The organism is Spirillospora sp. NBC_01491 (assembly GCF_036227065.1).
GTDB lineage: Bacteria > Actinomycetota > Actinomycetes > Streptosporangiales > Streptosporangiaceae > Spirillospora > Spirillospora xylanilytica.
Map to the genome: position 1 here is coordinate 1,758,758 of NZ_CP109432.1, position 17,763 is coordinate 1,776,520.

Sequence of the window (17,763 nt, forward strand, 5' to 3'; positions counted from 1 at the left end):
GATCATGACGACCGTGCTGATGATCTGTGGAAGCCTGCGTGCGGGATCGACGAACGAGGCGGCGCTGCGGACGGCGGCGGACCGGGCCCCCGACGGCGTGACGGCGACGCTGTTCGGCGGCATGCGCGAGCTTCCGCACTTCGACCCCGACGATGACCACGCCCCGCTGCACCCGGCCGTGACGGCCCTGCGCGCGGCGATCGAGGCCGCGGACGCGCTGCTGATCTGCACACCCGAGTACGCGGGCGCGCTGCCCGGCTCCTTCAAGAACCTGCTCGACTGGACGGTCGGCGGGGTCGAGACCCAGGACAAGCCCACCGCCTGGATCAACGTCGCTTCCCCCGCCGCCCCGAGCGGCGGCGCCGACGCGCACGACTCCCTCCGCAAGGTGCTCCGCTACACGGGCGCCGACCTGGTCGAAGCCGCCTGCGCGCGCATCCCGGTCACCCGTGACGACGTCGGCCCCGACGGCCTCGTCCAACCCCCCGCGACCCGCACCGCCATCACCCGGGCGATCCAGGCCCTGGCCGCCCACAGCCGCGCCCCGGGGACAACTAGGTAGACCGGTCTATTGATCACTATAGACCGATTGGTCTAGGGTGGCCGCATGGCAGCATCCCAGGGAGAGACCCGAGACCGGGTCCTGCGAACCGCGTCCGAGCTGTTCCAACGGCAGGGCTACCACGGCACCGGGCTCAACCAGGTACTCGCCGAGAGCCATGCGCCGAAGGGCTCGCTGTACTTCCACTTCCCCGCCGGCAAGGAGCAGTTGGCCGCCGAGTCGGTGGCGCTCTCGGGCGCGGAGCTGGGCGAGGCCCTCATGGCCGCCGCCTCGACCGCCCCGGACGGCCGGACGGGAGTCGCCGCTCTCGGCGAGTACTTCGCCCAGTCCCTGCTGGAGTCCGACTTCAGCAAGGGCTGTCCCGTCGCGACCGTCGCCTTGGAGACCTCGGCGGCCAGCGATTCCCTCCGCACCGCCTGCGACCAGGCGTACGACGGCTGGCAGCGCGGCATCGCCACCGCCCTGCGCGGCTGGGGCGTACCGGACGACGCGTCGGACCCCCTGGCCGCTCTGGTGCTCTCGTCGCTTCAGGGCGTGGTCATGCTCGCCCGCGTCCAGCGCGACGTCACCGTCATCCAAACGATCACCCGCCAACTCGGCGACCTCATCGAGCTGGCCACCGCACCGGCCACCGGCACCACCCCGGCTCCCCTGTAGGACATCCCCCGCCGGCCCCCGGGCCGCAGCCCCAGCCGCACGCCCCACCCCTGCCGTGGCCCACCCCTGCCCAAACCGTCCGAGTCGACCGTCTGGGGTCCACTCGCATGCATACGGCGTCTCGGCCTCTGTACCCGTCATAGAGATCAATCAAGGAGTATGCGTTGCGCGTCCATCACCTCAACTGCGGATCGCTGGCGGAGATCGAGCCGGTCGACGGCGCGGACAGCCCGCTGAAGCCGACCCGGGCGGTCTGTCACTGCCTGCTGATCGAGACGGACTCGGCCGGCCTGGTACTGGTCGAGACCGGGATCGGGACGCCGGACATCGCCGATCCGGACGAGCGGCTCGGGGCGGACTGGATCGCCTTCGCCGCACCCGCCCTGGATCCCGCCGAGACCGCGGTGCGGCAGGTCGCACGGCTCGGGTACTCGCCCGAGGACGTCCGGCACGTGGTACTCACCCATCTGCACAGCGACCATGCCGGTGGCCTGGGGGACTTCCCGGACGCCACGGTGCACGTGCACGCGGCCGAGCATGCCGCGGCGCTCTCCGACTCCGGGACATACCGGTCCGCGCAACTGGCGCACGGTCCCCGCTGGGCGACGTACGAGGACGGGCGGGGCGACCCGTGGTTCGGCTTCGAGGGCGTACGGCCGCTGGACGGCCTGCCTCCGGAGATCCTCATGGTCCCGCTCGGCGGTCACACGCCAGGGCACGTCGCCGTCGCGGTGGACGACGCGGACCGCCCGCTCCTCCACGCCGGCGACGCGTACTTCTACCACGGTGAGGTGGACCGGCCCGACCCGTGCACCCATCCGCTGCTCGACCTCGTCCAGGTCGGCGCCGAGGTCGACCGCGCCCTGCGCCTGGACAACGTCGCGCGGCTCCGCGAACTGGCCCTCAAGAACGAGATCGAGGTGTTCTGCGCCCACGACCCCTGGGAGTTCGACCGCTACCGGTGACGTCCGTTCAGGCCGGGACCGCCAGCCGGTGCCTGAGGGCGGTGTGGCGCCGCCCCGCGCCGGGGGTCCGGACGGCGGCGGCGAGGGCCCGGCGCGAGCCGACCAGCACGACCAGCTTCTTGGCGCGGGTGATCCCCGTGTAGAGCAGGTTGCGCCGCAGCATCATCCAGGATCCGGTGGTGAGCGGGATGACGACGGCCGGGTACTCGCTGCCCTGTGACCGGTGGATGGTGATGGCGTACGCGTGGGCCAGCTCGTCCAGTTCGTCGAAGGCATAGTCGATGCTCTCCTCCTCGTCGGTCAGCACGGTGAGCGTCTGGTCGTCGGGCGACACGGCGGAGACGACCCCGACCGTGCCGTTGAAGACCCCCGCCTCGCCCTTGTCGTAGTTGTTGCGGAGCTGGGTGACCTTGTCGCCGACCCGGAAGACCCGTCCGCCGTAGCGGCGTTCGGGCAGCGACTCCCGGTGCGGGGTGAGCGACTCCTGGAGGAGCGCGTTGAGGGCGCCCGCGCCCGCCGGGCCGCGGTGCATGGGCGCGATGACCTGGACGTCACGGCGGGCGTCGAGGCCGAATCTGCGGGGAATGCGGTTGGTGATGACGTCGACGGTGAGCGCGGCGGTGCCCTCGGGCTCGTCGCAGGGGAAGAGGAAGAAGTCCGGATAGCCGCTCGTCTGCGGGTGCTCCCCGGAATTCACCCGGTGCGCGTTGACGACGATGCCGGACTGCTGCGCCTGCCGGAAGATCCTGGTCAGGCGCACCCGCGGGACCGTCTCGGCGCCCAGGAGGTCGGCGAGGACCTCGCCGGCCCCGACGGACGGGAGCTGGTCGACGTCCCCGACGAGCAGCAGGTGGGCGCCGCGCGGAACGGCCTTCACCAGCTTGTTGGCGAGGATCAGGTCGACCATGGAGCTCTCGTCGACGACGACCAGATCGGCGTCGAGGGGATTGTCCTGGTCGAACTTGGCGTCGCCGCCGGGCTGGAGCTGGAGCAGCCGGTGCACGGTGGCGGCCTCGTGCCCGGTCAGCTCGGCGAGCCGCTTGGCCGCGCGGCCGGTGGGCGCGACCAGGATGACCTTGGCCTTCCTGGCGTGCGCGAGCTCGACGACGGAGCGCACGGTGAAGCTCTTGCCGCATCCCGGGCCGCCGGTGAGCACCGCGACCTTGGCGGTGAGCGCGAGCCTCACCGCCTCCTCCTGCTCTGGGGCGAGCGCGGTGCCGGTGCGCCGCTCGAGCCAGCCGAGGGCCTGCGCCCAGTCGACGTCGGCGAAGGTCTTGAGCCGGTCGTGCCCGGCGTCGAGCAACTCGCGCAGCCCGCGCGCGAGGGACCGTTCGGCCCGGTGGAACGGCACCAGGTAGACGGCCGGGATGGTGGCGTCGCCGTCAGTGGGCCCGGGGATCGGCTCGCGGACGACGCCCTCGTCGGCCGCGAGACCGTCGAGGGCGGGGCCGATCAGCTCGCGCGGCACGCCGAGGATCTTCTCCGCGGCGGTGATCAGGTTGGGCTCCGGCAGGAAGCAGTGCCCGTCGTCGGCGGCCTCGGACAGCGTGTACTGCAATCCGGCCCTGATGCGTTCGGGACTGTCGTGCGGAATGCCGACCGCCTGGGCGATGGTGTCGGCCGTCTTGAACCCGATGCCCCACACGTCGGCGGCGAGCCGGTAGGGCTCCCGGCGGACGGTGGCGATCGAGGCGTCGCCGTACTGCTTGTAGATCCGCACCGCGAGGGAGGTGGAGACGCCCACCCCCTGGAGGAAGAGCATCACCTCCTTGATCGCCTTCTGCTCCTCCCAGGCGTCGGCGATGCGCTGGGTGCGCTTGGGCCCGAGGCCCGGCACCTCGACCAGGCGACCCGGCTCCTCCTCGATGATCCGCAGGATGTCGGTGCCGAAGTGCACGACCATCCGGTCGGCCGTCACCGGCCCGATCCCCTTGATCATCCCGGAGCCGAGGTAGCGGCGGATCCCCTGCACCGTCGCGGGCAGCACGGTGGTGTAGGAGTCGACCTCGAACTGCCGTCCGAAGCGGGGATGGGACCGCCACCGGCCGGTGAGCCGCAGGCTCTCCCCCACCTGCGCGCCGAGCAGCGCCCCGACCACGGTGAGCAGGTCGGGGCCGGAGCGGTCGGTGGCGACCCGCGCGACCGTGTAGCCGGTGTCCTCATTGGCATAGGTGATGCGCTCGAGAACGGCCTCCAGCCGCACCGGCGGGGACGGGGGCGGGGGCGGACCACTGCTGCTCGTCACGTTCCCGATGATGGCGGATCAGTACGACGATCACGACCCGAACCAAATTCTGTGGATAACCCCGGGCCGAGGTTATCCACAGTTTCGCGAGGGTCTTGGCGACGCCGTGCCCGCCGACCGAGGATGGTCACCGAACGCGAGAGAGGAGTTACACCATGCATGGAGCAGTGCCCGGCATCGGGCTCAGCACCCTCGTCCACGGCACGGTCTGGCTCGCCACGGGCACCTGGCGCGCCCTCCTGCGGCTGTGGGGCCGGCGATGACCGTCACGATGATCGACCCCGCCGGGGGCGGGTCCCCGGACGCGCCGATGCGCCCAGCCCCGAACACCGTCACCCCTGCTCACAACGCTGACCCCCGGCCGCTGGAATGGGAGGGGCCCACCGACCGCCGGCGCCTGGGCTCACTCCGCCGGGCGGAGGTGGGCGCGCAGTTCACTCACCGCCTGGTGGGTGACGTCCCGGAAGCGGAAGGCGAGGACGTTGTCATGCTCTTCACCGGTGAGGACGATCCGCACGGGCTGGCCGCCCGCCTCCTCGTGGAAGACCTCGCGCACTGTGGCCACGTGATCCTTCGGAACGCGACGCGAATCGACCGTGCTGACGAACGCATACTCGTCGGCGGGCTCGAAATCGACCGTGATGCCCGCGGCATAGCGGGCGCCGCGGTGGTACACGCCCGCGTCCCTGACCCGCACTCCGCGCACCGGCCGGCTCAGCCGGCACGGGACCCGCCGGTAGAGCTCCCGCGCGGCGCGCCGAGCCGCCAGAACGAACGCGCGCTCACTGCTGTCGACCTCGTGATACCGGAGGCGGGTGAGGATCACCTTGACGGCGACCCGCCCGAGTTCCCGACGCATCGCATCGGCGAACGCGTTCTTGTAGGCCCGTAGGTCTTCGCCGCCCGGCGGATGGGACCTCGCGTCCGCTCTGCCGTCCGCCCACTCCTGCCTCGATCGGGTCGGGTGTGTGGCATCGACCAGTTCGAACGCCGCGGCGGGTTCGAAATCGACCATGACGATCGCGAACCTGGCGCCGCACCCGTTCTCCCTGAGACCGGCGTCGACATCGCGCAGCGGAACCTTCAGCATGCTCCGATCGTCGCAAGTCGCGGGCCGTCAGGTCAAAGGACGTGCGGATGCGGCGGCCGGGTCCGGGTGTGGCCGGTTCCGGCAGGGGATCTGGATCTATGAGTGATCACGACGTACGGTCCGGGCGCGTCCGTACCACGAGTACTGGGGAGAGCCATGAAGAGCGTTTTCGCACTCGCCGGAGCGATGCTGGCCGGCTCCGCACTGGTCGTTTCGGCCCTTCCCGCGGGAGCGTCTCCCACCGGGGGCGGCCCCGGCATCTCGAAAGAGGCGTTCGGGAATCTGCCGGACGGCACGAAGGTCGACCGCTACACGCTCAGCAACGGGCAGGGGATGCGGGTGCGGATCCTGACGTACGGCGGGATCGTGCAGATGCTGGAGGTCCCCGACCGGCGTGGGCGCAGCGACAACGTCGTGCTGGGCTTTGCGACGCTCAAGGACTACGTCGACAACAACTCCGGCCCGTACTTCGGCGCGCTCGTCGGCCGCTTCGCCAACCGGATCGCCAAGGGCAGGTTCAGCCTCGACGGCAAGAGCTACCAGCTCGCGGTCAACAACGGCCCCAACAGCCTGCACGGAGGGCTCAAGGGCTTCGACAAACGGGTGTGGCGGGCCGAGCCGGTCCGCGCGAAGGGCGCGGTGGGCCTCCGGCTGAGCTACACGAGCGCGGACGGCGAGGAGAGCTACCCGGGCACCTCAAGACGACCGTGACCTACACCCTGACCGGCCGCAACGAACTGCGGATCGGCTACCACGCCACCACCGACAAGGCCACGGTGGTCAACCTGACCAACCACTCGTACTTCAACCTGGCCGGTGAGGGCACCGGCGGGGCCTACGACCACCGGCTCGAGCTCAACGCCGACCGCTACACACCGGTCGACGAGACGTCCATCCCCCTCGGGCCGCTGGCGCCGGTCAAGGGCACCCCGTTCGACTTCACCCGCCCGCACACTATCGGCGAGCGCATCCGCGCCGACGATCCGCAGCTGATCATCGGGCACGGCTACGACCACAACTACGTGCTCAACCAGCGCAGGCCCGGAGAGCCGACCCGCGCGGCGCGGGTGACCGAACCGGCCACGGGCCGGGTCATGGAGGTCAGCACGACCCAGCCGGGTGTGCAGTTCTATTCCGCGAACTTCCTGGACGGCAGCCTGGTCGGCACGAGCGGGCACGCCTACCGGCAGGGCGACGGGTTCGCCCTGGAGACCCAGCACTTCCCCGACTCCCCCAACAAGCCGGCGTTCCCGTCCACCGTCCTGCGGCCGGGCCAGACCTTCGACGCCGGCACCGTCTACGCCTTCTCCACCCGCTAGGAGGACGCTGATCGCCGGCCGGTCAACCCGGGACACCGCGCCGGCACGAACAGAAAGGAGTCCGGAGCCGGAAGGCGCGGATCACCCGGCGAGCGCGCCGGTCAGCCAGAGGGCGCGCTGGTCAGCGGGCGCGCTGGTCAGCCGGTGGCCGCTCGGTGGGGTGTCGCCCCCGCCGAGACCTCGAGCACGCCGGTCTCGGTGACCAGGGCGGTCACCAGATGCGCGGGCGTGACGTCGAAGGCGGGGTTGAAGGCGCGGGCGGCGGCGGGAGCGGTGCGCGCGCCCTGCCAGTTGAGGATCTCGTCCGCGGCGCGCTCCTCGATCGGGATGCCGGCGCCGGACGGGGTTCGGAGGTCGACGGTGCTCCACGGGGCCGCGACGACGAACGGGACGCCGGCGGCGGCGCAGGCGAGCGCGACCCCCACCGAGCCGATCTTGTTCGCGGTGTCGCCGTTGGCGGCGATGCGGTCGGCGCCGATGACCGCCACGTCGACCAGGCCGCGCAGGATCGTGCTCGGCGCGGCGGCGTCGGCTTGGACGGCGTAGGGGACGCCCGCCTCGTCCAGCTCCCAGGCGGTGAGCCGCGAGCCCTGCAAGAGGGGTCGGGTCTCGTCGACATGGACGAGCTCCACGCGGTCGCGGGCGTGCAGCTCACGGACGACACCGAGGGCGGTGCCCCAGCCCGCGGTGGCGAGGGCACCCGCGTTGCAGTGGGTGAGGACGCGCAGGGGGCGGTCGCCGGTGCGGGCCAGGATCCAGTCCGCACCGTACGCGCCGATCGCCCGGTTCCCGCGCACGTCGGCGTCGAGCAGCTCCTGGGCCCGGGCCGCCACGGCGCCGGCGCCCCCGGCGAGGTACGGGCGGACCCGGTCGACGCCCGCGGCGAGGTTCACGGCGGTGGGCCTCGCCTCGCGGATCCGGGTGATGGCGGCGTCTCGGGCGGCGTCGTCCCACCCCTCGCGTTCCGCCTGAAGGACCGCGAGGGCGACGCCGAACGCGCCCGCGACGCCGAGGGCGGGCGCCCCACGGACGACGAGCCGCCGGATCGCGTCCACCAGCACGTCGACATCACGGATGTCGACGTGCGCCAGGCGCGCCGGCAGCAGCGTCTGGTCGACGAGCCGGAGCGCGTCACCCGTCCACGACACGACCCTCACATCACCGTTCATGGGGCAATGCTACGAAACCGCGAAACTCCCTCTTACAGGAACGAAAGCCCGTCCCGGCAAGGCTTCCCGACCCCGGGGCGGCCCACGCCATCCATCAGGTGACCTGCGGTAACTTGACATACATCGAACTTATGTTCGACATTGTCGGGAGCGGGCCGGGTCGGCGTGGAAGGAGGCACCGTGCCGGAAGCGGCGCTACAGAACGCGGCGCTGGACGCCTTCGCGCCCGGCGCCGGGTCCGCGCGCGGGCTGGTTCCGGTACTGCCCGCGCTGCGGTCGGTGGTGCCCGGCGGCGGGCTGCGCCCCGGCTCGATCGTGGGCCTCGGCGGTCTCGGCGCCGCGTCGCTCGGCCTGGCGCTCGTCGCGGGCGTCTCCCGGCACGGCGGTGTCGAAGGGGCCGGCGGCTGGTGCGGCGTCGTCGGCCTGCCCGACTTCGGGGTGGCCGCCGCCACCGCGATGGGCGCCGCGCCCGAACGGCTGCTGCTGGTCGACGAGCCGGGCGGCCGGTGGCCCGACGTGGTGGCGGCACTGGCCGAGGCGGTCGACCTGATCCTGGTCAGGCCGCCCGAACGCCCCGGGGCCACGGCGGTCCGCCGCCTGACGGCCCTCGCCCGCAAACACGGCTGCGTGCTGACGCTCACCGGGGCCTTCGCCCGCGACTGGCCCGGCACCCGGCTCAGGCTGCGGATCGAGGACGTCACCTGGCACGGCCTCGGCCACGGTCACGGCCGGCTCCGCGGACGCCTCGCACGGGTGGTCGCCGAAGGGCGCGACGCTCCCGGCACGGGCCGTCACGACCGGCTGTGGCTGCCCGCCCCGGACGGCGCCGTCACCGCGGCCTCCGAACACGTCCCCGTGACCTCGGTCCCCAAGCGCCGCACCATCACGGCCATCCCGAGGGGCGGCACGGTCACCGCGATTCCCGGCAGCGGTTTCGCGGGGCGTGCCGTCGTGGTCGGTGGGGAGGGGGCGTGACGCGGGTCTTGGTGGTGTGGTGCCCTGACTGGCCGGCGACGGCGGTCGGGGTGGAGGCGGCGACGCCTGGGGTGGTCGTGGTGCAGGGGCAGGTCGCGGCGTGCACGGCGGCGGCGCGGGCTGAGGGCGTCCGGCGGGGGCAGCGGATCCGGGACGCGCAGCGTCGTTGTCCTGAGCTGGTGGTGCGGGAGCGCGACGTCGACGCCGAGGGTCGGCTGTTCGAGACCGTCGTGGACGCGGTGGCCGAGCTCACGCCCAAGGTGGAGGTGGTGCGGCCGGGGCTGTGCGCCATTCCGGCGCGCGGCCCGGCACGGTTCTACGGGGGTGAGGAGGCGTTGCGCGTCCTGGTGCAGGACGCGGTCGTGGAGGCCGGGTTCGACTGCGGGTCGGGCATCGCCGACGGGTTGTTCGCGGCCGAGCTGGCCGCGCGCGGCGGGGGCGGGGCGGTGGTCCCGTCAGGGGGCTCGGCGGCGTTCCTCGCGCCGTATCCGCTGTCGGTGCTGGGCCGTCCCGAGCTGGCCGACCTGCTCGCCCGGCTGGGGGTGCGGACGCTGGGCGGCTTCGCGGCGCTGCCGTCGGGCCACGTGGCGGGCCGGTTCGGTGCCGACGGGGCTCTGGCGCACCGGCTGGCGCGCGGGGAGGAACCGCGTCCGCTCGCGCCCGCGCAGGCCGCCGCCGACCTGTCGGTGCGCGGCGACTTCGATCCGCCCGCCGCCCAGGCCGAGCAGGTGGTCTTCGCCGCCAAGCGCCTCGCCGGGGAGCTGCACGAGGGCCTCGCCGAGGGCGGGCTGACGTGCGTCCGGCTGGAGGTCGAGGTGGGGTTCGCGGACGGGCGCGTCCTGCATCGGCTGTGGCGGCACGACGGCGCGCTGTCGACGCTGGCGGTGGCCGAGCGGGTGCGCTGGCAGTTGTCGGCGTGGCGGGACGACGCGCCGGGGCCGGACGAGGCGGTCTGGGGCGGGGTCTGCTGGCTGGAGCTGGTGCCCGACCAGCTCGTCCCGGACGAGGGGCGGCAGCAGGCGCTGTGGGGGCAGGCCGCGGTGACCGACCGGATCGCGCGCGCCGCGGACCGGATCCAGACCCTGCTCGGGCACCGCGGGATCACCCGTCCGGTACTGGTCGGCGGGCGCGGGCCGGGCGAGCAGGTGGTGCGGGTCCCGGTCGGCGACCTGCCGCCCGGCGGGGCGCCCGGGGGGCCGTGGCCGGGCCGGGTACCGGCGCCCGCTCCCGCGGCCGTCCCGGTCGCGCCGCCCTCCGTCGACGTCACCGACGCGTCCGGGGCACCGGTGGTGGTGTCGGCGCGCTGCACGTTGTCGGCGCCGCCCGCGCGGATCGCGATCGGCGGCGGGCGGGCCGTGCCGGTGTCGGCGTGGACGGGGCCGTGGCCCGCCGACGAACGCTGGTGGGATCCGGACCGGTCCCGGCGCCGCGCCCGGTTCCAGGTCGTCACGGCTGAGGGCGCGGCGTTCCTCCTCGCGGTCGAGGGCGGGCGCTGGCATGTGGAGGGCGACTATGACTGAGGCGGGGAGGGCCGATGGGCTGGAGTAATCCGCCGATCCCGTGGCGGGAGTTCGAGAAGAGGTTGTCGTGGCGGCAGGCCCCTGAGCGGGGCGGCGCAGCGGCGCCCCGTCCGCGCACGGCGCCGCGCGAGACCACGCCGGCGGACCCCGTTCCGTGGGCCGAGCTGCACTGCCACTCCACGTACAGCTTCCTGGACGGGGCCAGCGCTCCGGCGGCGCTGGTCGCCGAGGCGAAGCGGCGCGGGGTCGAGGCGATGGCCGTCACCGACCACGACGGGATGTACGGGGCGGTGCAGTTCGCGCAGGCGGCGCGGGAGGCGGGACTGGCGACGGTCTTCGGCGCGGAGCTGAGCCTCGGGCTGCCGGGGCCGCAGACCGGCGAGCCCGATCCGGCGGGGCGGCACCTGCTGGTGCTGGCCCGCGATCCGGACGGGTACGCGCGGCTCTGCTCGGCGATCACCGCCGCGCAGCTCGCGGGCGGGGAGAAGGGCCGCCCGGTGTACGACCTGGACGCGCTGGCCGCCGCGCACGACGGCCACTGGGCGGTGCTGACCGGGTGCCGCAAGGGGCCGGTGCCCGCCGCGCTGGAGGAGGGCGGGCCGGACGCGGCCGAGCGGGAGCTGCGCCGGATGGCCGGGCTGTTCGGGCGCGGCAACGTGTTCGTGGAGCTGGTCGATCACGACCAGCCCGACGACGACTCCCGCAACGACGTGCTGTTCGAGCTGGCCGCCCGCACGGGGACGGGGGTCGTGGCGTCCAACAACGTGCACTTCGCCGCGCCCGGGGACGACGCGCGGCTGGCGCAGGCGATGGCGGCGGTGCGGGCGCGGCGCAGCCTGGACGACATGGTGGGCTGGCTGCCCGCGGGCGGCACCGCGCACGTGCGGAGCGGCGCGGAGATGGCGGCCAGGCTGGCACGGTTCCCGGGCGTCCGCGAGCGGACGGTGGAGCTGGCGCGCGACTGCGCGTTCCGCTTCGGGGTGATGGCGCCCCGGCTGCCCGACTGGCCGGTGCCCGGCGGGCACACCGAGGCGAGCTGGCTGCGGCACCTGGTCGCCGAGGGCGCCCGCGAGCGCTACGGGCCGCCGGACGGCGAGCGGACCCCGGGCGCGTACGCGCAGCTCGCCAAGGAGCTCGACGTCATCGAGCGGCTCGGCTTCCCCGGCTACTTCCTGATCGTGCACGACATCGTGCGGTTCTGCCGGGAGCAGGACATCCTGTGCCAGGGGCGGGGATCGGCGGCCAATTCGGCGGTCTGCTACGCGCTCGGCATCACGGGCGTGGACGCGGTGCACCACAAACTGCTGTTCGAGCGGTTCCTGTCCCCCGGCCGGGACGGGCCGCCCGACATCGACCTCGACATCGAGCACCGCCGCCGGGAGGAGGCCATCCAGTACGTCTACGGCAAGTACGGGCGCGAGTGCACCGCGCAGGTCGCCAACGTCATCAGCTACCGCCCGCGGATGGCCGTGCGCGACGCGGCCCGCGCGCTCGGCTTCTCCCCCGGCCAGCAGGACGCCTGGTCGCGGGGCGTCGATCCGCGCGATCCGGTCGGCGCCGAGAACGACGTCCCGGGCGCCGTGACGGACCTGGCCGGGCGGATGCTGTCGCTGCCCCGGCACCTGGGCGTCCACTCGGGCGGCATGGTGATCGCCGATCGTCCGGTCGGCGAGATCTGCCCGATCGAGTGGGCCCGGATGGCCGGCCGCAGCGTCCTCCAGTGGGACAAGGACGACTGCGCGGCGGCCGGGCTGGTGAAGTTCGACCTGCTCGGCCTCGGGATGCTGGCGGCCCTGCACGACGCGTTCGACCTGGTCGCCGCGCACCACGGGCGGCGCCTGGGGCTCCAGTCGATCCCGCCGGACGATCCGGAGGTGTACGCGATGCTCGCCGACGCCGACACCGTCGGGGTGTTCCAGGTCGAGTCGCGCGCGCAGATGGCCACGCTGCCCCGGCTGCGGCCCCGCGAGTTCTACGACCTGGTGGTGGAGGTGGCGCTGATCCGCCCGGGTCCGATCCAGGGCGGCTCGGTGCACCCCTACCTGCGGCGCCGCAAGGGGCTGGAGCCCGCCGCCTGCCCGCACCCGCTGATGGAGAAGGCGCTGGCCCGCACGCTCGGGGTCCCGCTGTTCCAGGAGCAGATGATGCAGCTCGCGGTCGACTGCGCCGGGTTCACCCCGGCCGGGGCCGACGAACTGCGGCAGGCGATGGGGTCCAAGCGGGCGCCCGAACGGGTCGAGCGGCTCCGGCGGCGCCTGCTGGACGGGATGGCCGAGCGCGGCATCCCCGCCGCCGTCGCCGAGGACGTGTACGAGAAGATCCTCGGCTTCACCGGCTTCGGGTTCCCCGAGTCGCACGCGCAGAGCTTCGCGCACCTGGTGTACGCCAGCGGCTACCTCAAGCGGCACTACCCAGCGGCGTTCACCGCGGCGCTCGTCCGCAACCAGCCTATGGGGTTCTACAGCCCGCAGAGCCTGCTGGGCGACGCCCGCCGGCACGGCGTGGAGGTGCGGCCCGTCGACGTCAACGCCAGCGGGGTGCACCCCACGCTGGAGGAGCCCGTCGCGCACGAGAGCCGGCATCCGCACGCGCCTGCCGCGCCGCAGCCGGCGATCCGCGCCGGGCTCACCGGGACCCGCAACCTCGGCGCCGACGCGGCGGAGGCGATCGCCGCGGGCCGCCCGTACGCGAGTATGGAGGACCTCGCCCGCCGGGTTCCGCTGTCGCCCGCCGCACTGGAGGCGCTCGCGACGGCCGGCGCGTTCGGCCGCCTCGGGCTCTCGCGGCGCGCGGCGCTGTGGGCGGCGGGTGCCCTGGCCGGAACCGGTCCCGGGCAGCTTGAGGGCGTCACGCCGGGGGCGGGTGCGCCGGAGCTGCCCGCCATGACGCCGATCGAGGAGACGCTCGCCGACCTGTGGGCGACCGGCGTCTCGGGCACCCATCCCATGGCGCACGTGCGCGCCTCGCTGGACGAGCTGGGCGCGTACTCGTCCGAGCGCCTGGCCGCGGTCCCCGGCGAGACCAACGTGCTGGTGGCGGGGCTGATCACGCACCGGCAGCGACCGCCGACCGCCGGCGGACTGGTCTTCATGACGCTGGAGGACGAGACCGGCATCGTCAACGTGGTCTGTCCGCCGCAGGTGTTCCAGCGGCACCGGGGGCTGGCCGTCGACGCGCAGGCGCTGCTGGTCGGCGGGCGCCTCGAACGCGCCGACGGCGTCGCCAACGTCCGCGCCACGCGGCTGCGCCGCCTCCCCGTCCCCGGCCGCGTGCGCGCCCGCAACTTCCACTGACGCGCCCGGTGGCCGTCCGCCGCGCCGGTGCCGTGGGGGCGGGCGTGTTCAGCCGCCGTGGCGGGGGGTCTGGCCGGCGAGGAGGTCGGAGACGGTGACCAGGGTGTAGCCGTCGCCCGCGAGCCGGTCGACGATGGCGGGGACGGCGTCGGCCGTCGGCCCGTGGCCGTCGTGCAGCAGCACGATGCCGCCCGGACGGGCCGCGTCCACCGTGCGGTCGGCGATCGTCCCGGCGTCGTCCTCCCCCCGGTCGCCGGGGTCGGCGCTCCAGCCGACCTGGCGCAGTCCGAGCGATCCGGCGACGCCCTCGACGGTGCCGTTGGTCGAGCCGTACGGGGGCCGCAGCAGAACCGGGGCCCGGCCGAGGACGGTGCGCAGGACCTGCTGGGTCGCCTGGATGTCGGTGTTGACCTGGAGGGCCGGAAGCCGGCCGAGGTCGCGGTGGTTCTGCGTGTGGTTGCCGAGCTCGTGGCCGGCGGCGGCGATGCGGCGGATCGTGTCGGGGTAGGCGTGGGCGCTGCCGCCGACCACGAAGAACGTCGCCCGGGCCTGCCGCCGGGCCAGCGCGTCCAGCAGCCGCCGGGTGACCGGGCCGGGGCCGTCGTCGAAGGTCAGCGCGACGCACTTGGCGCGGGCGCAGTCGGGGCGGGACGTCCCGGACGGCGACGGGGCCGCCGGCGGGGGGACGGAGGGGGACGGCGTGGGCCGGGCGTCCGGCTCGGCCGCGGCGAGCGCGGGCCGGGGGCGGACGGCGACGGCGGCGTCCCTGGCGCGGCGCCCGACGTCCGACAGCAGCGGGTCGTAGTCCTCGCGGCCGAGCGCGACCGCGACCCGCCCGGCCGAGCGGGGGGCCACGGTGAAGTCGCTGAACTCGACGACCAGGTCGCCCGCCTCGTTGAAGACCAGGGACGGGAAGGCGCGCGCGTCCGCCTCCACCTGCCCGGGGTCGCCCCGCGCCCCGAGCCGGTCGCGGACCAGTCGGGCCAGCGCGTCCAGCCCGCGGTCGCCGTCCAGCAGGTCGGACGAGGGGTGCGCCCGGCCGGTGGTGCCGTCGTACCAGAACGTGCGCCGCGTCTCGCCGCCGGAGGCGCCGAGGTACTGCCAGGTCACCAGCCGGACCCCGGCCACCTGGCCGGACGCGGCGGTCAGCGACCACTGGACGTTGAGCTCGGGGGCGCGTCCACCGGACGACGCGGCCGGGGCGTCGCCGTCCCGGCCGCGGGCGGTGTCGGCGGTGTCGGCCTCGAAGGCCCTGATCCGGTCGTCGACGGCCGAGGCGAGCCGGTCGGTCAGCGGGTCCGCGCCCGGGATGCGGGGGTATGCGGCGTACATGTGGCGTTCGGGGCCGTCCCCGGTGCGCGTCTCGACGTCGAGACCGGGCACCACGCCGGGGTCGATCGTCTGGACGGCGGTGACGCCGGAGACCGGCCGGCTCCAGCGCTCGGTCCGGATGCCGCAGCCGGACGAGGCCGGCACCACGGCCAGCACGGCGGCCAGGACGAGCCCGGTTCTCCCGCGCCCGCGCGGAAGGGCGCGGGCGCGATCACGGCGGATTCCGGGGCGGATGGGGAAACGGCGGGGGGTGCCGCGACGCATCCGCAAGATCAAGGAATCCACCGATCACCCCGATGATCCGAGCATGCCTCGGACCGGCTGGCCGACCAGCGTATGCCCGGCCGCGCCGGCGCAGGCCGCGGCACAGCCGACCATTCGGAGTTTTGCCGTATGCCGGGATGGACTTGGCGTTTTATTGACCTTTCACCGGCACTGGCCGTGCCGCTCCGGCTCTGCCATCGTGAGGATTCACGGGGCCCGCGTGCCGCCGCGACGGCGGCCGTTCGGAGGCGCCCCTGGGCGCAAGAGGTGAGTCGCCAATGGAGAACCCGACTTCGCGGCCGGGACCGGGGCCGACGCCGGCACCGCTGCGCGAGCTGGGTCCCGGCGACCCGGCGCGGGTGGGCCGGTACCGGATCGAGGCCAAGGCCGGCGAGGGCGGGATGGGCGCGGTCTACCTCGGCCGCGCCCCGGACGGCGGCCCGGTCGCGGTGAAGGTGGTCCGCGCGGCGCTCGCCGGCGACCGCACGTTCCTCGCCCGCTTCCACGACGAGGCCGCGCACGCCGAGCGGGTCGCCTCGTTCTGCACCGCGCAGGTGCTGGAGCACGGCGAGGACGCCGGCGTCGCCTACCTGGTCACCGAGTACATCGACGGCCCCTCGCTGCTCCAGCGGGTCGCGGACGGGGGGCCGCTGTCGCCGGGGATGCTGCACGGCGTCGCGGTCGGCGTGGCCGCCGCGCTCGTCGCCATCCACGCGGCCGGGCTGGTGCACCGCGACCTCAAGCCGAGCAACGTGCTGCTGTCCATGTCCGGGCCGCGGGTGATCGACTTCGGCATCGCCCGCGCGCTGGACGCGGCGAGCGCGCACACCCGCACCGGGCAGGTCGTCGGCACCCCGGGCTGGATCGCGCCCGAGCAGATCCTGACCCAGCAGGTGAGCCCGGCGGTCGACGTGTTCGCGTGGGGCTGCCTGGTGGTGTTCGCGGCCGGCGGGCGCAACCCGTTCGGGCAGGGCACCTTCCAGGTCATGGCCGCCCGCGTCGTGCACGCCGAGCCCGAGCTGGGCGACCTGCCGGGCCCGCTCGCCGGGCTGGTCCGGGCCGCGCTGGCCAAGGACCCCGAACACCGGCCCACCGCGCAGGAGCTGCTGCTCGCGCTCGTCGGCGGCTCGACCGAGACCGACGTGTCCACGACCCTGGGCGAGTCGTGGACGCCGCCCCAGCCCCCGCCGCCATCCCCGCCGCCGATCCCGCCGCCGTCTCCGTCTCCGTCCTCTGGCGTCACCTCTCAGGACGCCGCCGCGCCGGACGCCCGCCACGGCTCGCCCCCGCCACCGCACCCCGCCACGGAGGTGGCGCCCCCTCCCCAGTCGGGCACCTCGCCGATCGGGGAGGGGCGGACCGAGTCGCCGCAGCCCGTCATGCCCACCGTCCCCCCGGCGCCTCCGGCCCGGCGGGCGTGGCCCCGCAGAAAGGGGCCGCTGGCCGTCGGCGCCGTCGTGCTGCTGGTGGGCGCCGTGACGGGCAACTACCTGCTGACGCGGCCGGACGACGGGTCGCGAATGGCTGCCAAGACCACCGGCGGGTTCCCGGCCGAGCCGCTGCTGGTGCGGATCGACACGGCACCCGGATGGCCGAAGACCTGCCACGGCGACATCGGCACCTACGCGCCCGGTGCCGCCGCGCCCACCACCCTCGTCGGCGGGCCGACGTGCGACTCCCTTCCCCAGTACTCGCCCGACCGGAAGCGCGTCGCGTTCACCCGCAAGAACGGCGACAAGACCGAGGCGTGGGTGATGAACGCCGACGGCGGCGGCCCGCGGCGGGTCACCGACGCGCTGGCCGGCGGGCGCGTGACGTGGTCGGAGGACGGCCGGCGGCTGGCGTACATGGGCGAGCGCGCCGACGTCCGGCAGATCTACAGAACCGCGATCGACGGGGGCGCGGCTCAGCCGCTCACCACCGACCCGTCCGACAAGGACGACCCGATGTGCTCCCCGCAGGGCCGCCTCGTGTTCTGGAGCAAGCGCGACGGCGCCGAGCAGCTCTACTCGCTCGACGCGGAACGGCCGGCCGCGCCGTGGACCCGGATCACCCGCGACGGCGTCCGCGCCGTCGATCCCGCCTGGTCGCCGGACGGCTCGAAGATCGCCTACTCGCGGGGCGCCTACCCCGGCGGCGACATCTGGATCGTGAACGCCGACGGCTCCGCTCCGCACCGGGTCACCCGGGACCCCGCCCACGAGATGGACCCCTCCTGGTCGCGGGACGGCCGGTGGATCGCCTTCACCCGCGGCACCTGGGACCGCCCGGTGATCCACGCGATCCGCGCCGACGGCACCGGCGAGCGGCGGATCACCCCGCCCGGCCGCACCCTGGGCCACCCCGGCTGGTGATCCGGCACGGCCCCGCGC

11 protein-coding genes and 1 pseudogene are annotated in these 17,763 nt (G+C 74.4%); 8 read left to right on the forward strand and 4 right to left on the reverse strand.

The genetic code is table 11. The features are described 5' to 3' along the window. The first annotated feature begins 4 nt into the window (after nt 1-4). The 3 genes from OHA34_RS08720 to OHA34_RS08730 all read left to right on the forward strand — a co-directional run bounded on the left by OHA34_RS08720 (nt 5) and on the right by OHA34_RS08730 (nt 2,184). Complete coding sequence (locus OHA34_RS08720) at nt 5-562, forward strand: NADPH-dependent FMN reductase (RefSeq protein WP_329521288.1); 558 nt, start codon at nt 5-7, stop codon at nt 560-562. A gap of 45 nt (nt 563-607) precedes the next feature. After that, nucleotides 608-1,219: a TetR/AcrR family transcriptional regulator gene (locus tag OHA34_RS08725; RefSeq protein WP_285940541.1), complete on the forward strand. Its 612-nt coding sequence runs from the start codon at nt 608-610 to the stop codon at nt 1,217-1,219. Nucleotides 1,220-1,383: 164 nt separating this feature from the next. Then, nucleotides 1,384-2,184 (forward strand): MBL fold metallo-hydrolase, encoded by an 801-nt coding sequence (locus tag OHA34_RS08730; RefSeq protein WP_329521289.1) that lies wholly within the window; start codon nt 1,384-1,386, stop codon nt 2,182-2,184. Nucleotides 2,185-2,191: 7 nt separating this feature from the next. Here the strand turns inward: OHA34_RS08730 and recD2 are convergent, their stop codons facing one another. Then, on the reverse strand, nt 2,192-4,429 hold the full coding sequence (gene recD2 / locus OHA34_RS08735; protein ID WP_329521290.1) for an SF1B family DNA helicase RecD2: 2,238 nt from the start codon (nt 4,427-4,429) through the stop codon (nt 2,192-2,194). 403 nt (nt 4,430-4,832) lie between these two features. Continuing rightward, nucleotides 4,833-5,519, reverse strand: a complete 687-nt coding sequence (locus tag OHA34_RS08740) for a hypothetical protein (RefSeq protein WP_329521291.1) — start codon at nt 5,517-5,519, stop codon at nt 4,833-4,835. Between the two features lie 333 nt (nt 5,520-5,852). On the opposite strand from OHA34_RS08740, the pseudogene OHA34_RS08745 reads away from it, so the two are divergent. Next, nucleotides 5,853-6,838 (forward strand): annotated as a pseudogene (locus OHA34_RS08745) (aldose epimerase family protein). 137 nt (nt 6,839-6,975) lie between these two features. Here the strand turns inward: OHA34_RS08745 and mtnA are convergent. After that, nucleotides 6,976-8,007, reverse strand: a complete 1,032-nt coding sequence (mtnA, locus tag OHA34_RS08750) for an S-methyl-5-thioribose-1-phosphate isomerase (RefSeq protein ID WP_285940552.1) — start codon at nt 8,005-8,007, stop codon at nt 6,976-6,978. Between the two features lie 180 nt (nt 8,008-8,187). Between mtnA and OHA34_RS08755 the strand changes: the two genes are divergently transcribed. The 3 genes from OHA34_RS08755 to OHA34_RS08765 are packed head-to-tail and all read left to right on the forward strand — an operon-like array spanning nt 8,188 to nt 13,795. Continuing rightward, nucleotides 8,188-8,982, forward strand: coding sequence for a hypothetical protein (locus tag OHA34_RS08755; RefSeq protein WP_329521292.1), 795 nt, complete (start codon nt 8,188-8,190; stop codon nt 8,980-8,982). Beyond that, complete coding sequence (locus OHA34_RS08760) at nt 8,979-10,502, forward strand: DNA polymerase Y family protein (RefSeq protein WP_285940555.1); 1,524 nt, start codon at nt 8,979-8,981, stop codon at nt 10,500-10,502. The genes OHA34_RS08755 and OHA34_RS08760 overlap by 4 nt, the downstream gene beginning before the upstream one ends. A gap of 14 nt (nt 10,503-10,516) precedes the next feature. Further along, nucleotides 10,517-13,795: an error-prone DNA polymerase gene (locus tag OHA34_RS08765; RefSeq protein ID WP_329521293.1), complete on the forward strand. Its 3,279-nt coding sequence runs from the start codon at nt 10,517-10,519 to the stop codon at nt 13,793-13,795. A 48-nt stretch (nt 13,796-13,843) separates the two neighbouring features. On the opposite strand, the gene OHA34_RS08770 is transcribed toward OHA34_RS08765, so the two are convergent. Then, on the reverse strand, nt 13,844-15,283 hold the full coding sequence (locus tag OHA34_RS08770) for a polysaccharide deacetylase family protein (RefSeq protein ID WP_329521294.1): 1,440 nt from the start codon (nt 15,281-15,283) through the stop codon (nt 13,844-13,846). 386 nt (nt 15,284-15,669) lie between these two features. On the opposite strand from OHA34_RS08770, the gene OHA34_RS08775 reads away from it, so the two are divergent. Next, a complete protein-coding gene (locus OHA34_RS08775; RefSeq protein ID WP_329521295.1) occupies nt 15,670-17,745 on the forward strand; it encodes a protein kinase domain-containing protein in 2,076 nt (691 codons plus the stop codon). The last annotated feature ends 18 nt before the right edge of the window (nt 17,746-17,763 follow it).

Coding starts and splice junctions, on each gene's coding strand:
- OHA34_RS08720 (WP_329521288.1), top strand. CDS start 5: ATGACGACCGTGCTGATGATCTGTGGAAGCCTGCGTGCGGGATCGACG.
- OHA34_RS08725 (WP_285940541.1), top strand. CDS start 608: ATGGCAGCATCCCAGGGAGAGACCCGAGACCGGGTCCTGCGAACCGCG.
- OHA34_RS08740 (WP_329521291.1), bottom strand. CDS start 5,519: ATGCTGAAGGTTCCGCTGCGCGATGTCGACGCCGGTCTCAGGGAGAAC.
- mtnA (WP_285940552.1), bottom strand. CDS start 8,007: ATGAACGGTGATGTGAGGGTCGTGTCGTGGACGGGTGACGCGCTCCGG.
- OHA34_RS08765 (WP_329521293.1), top strand. CDS start 10,517: ATGGGCTGGAGTAATCCGCCGATCCCGTGGCGGGAGTTCGAGAAGAGG.
- OHA34_RS08775 (WP_329521295.1), top strand. CDS start 15,670: ATGGAGAACCCGACTTCGCGGCCGGGACCGGGGCCGACGCCGGCACCG.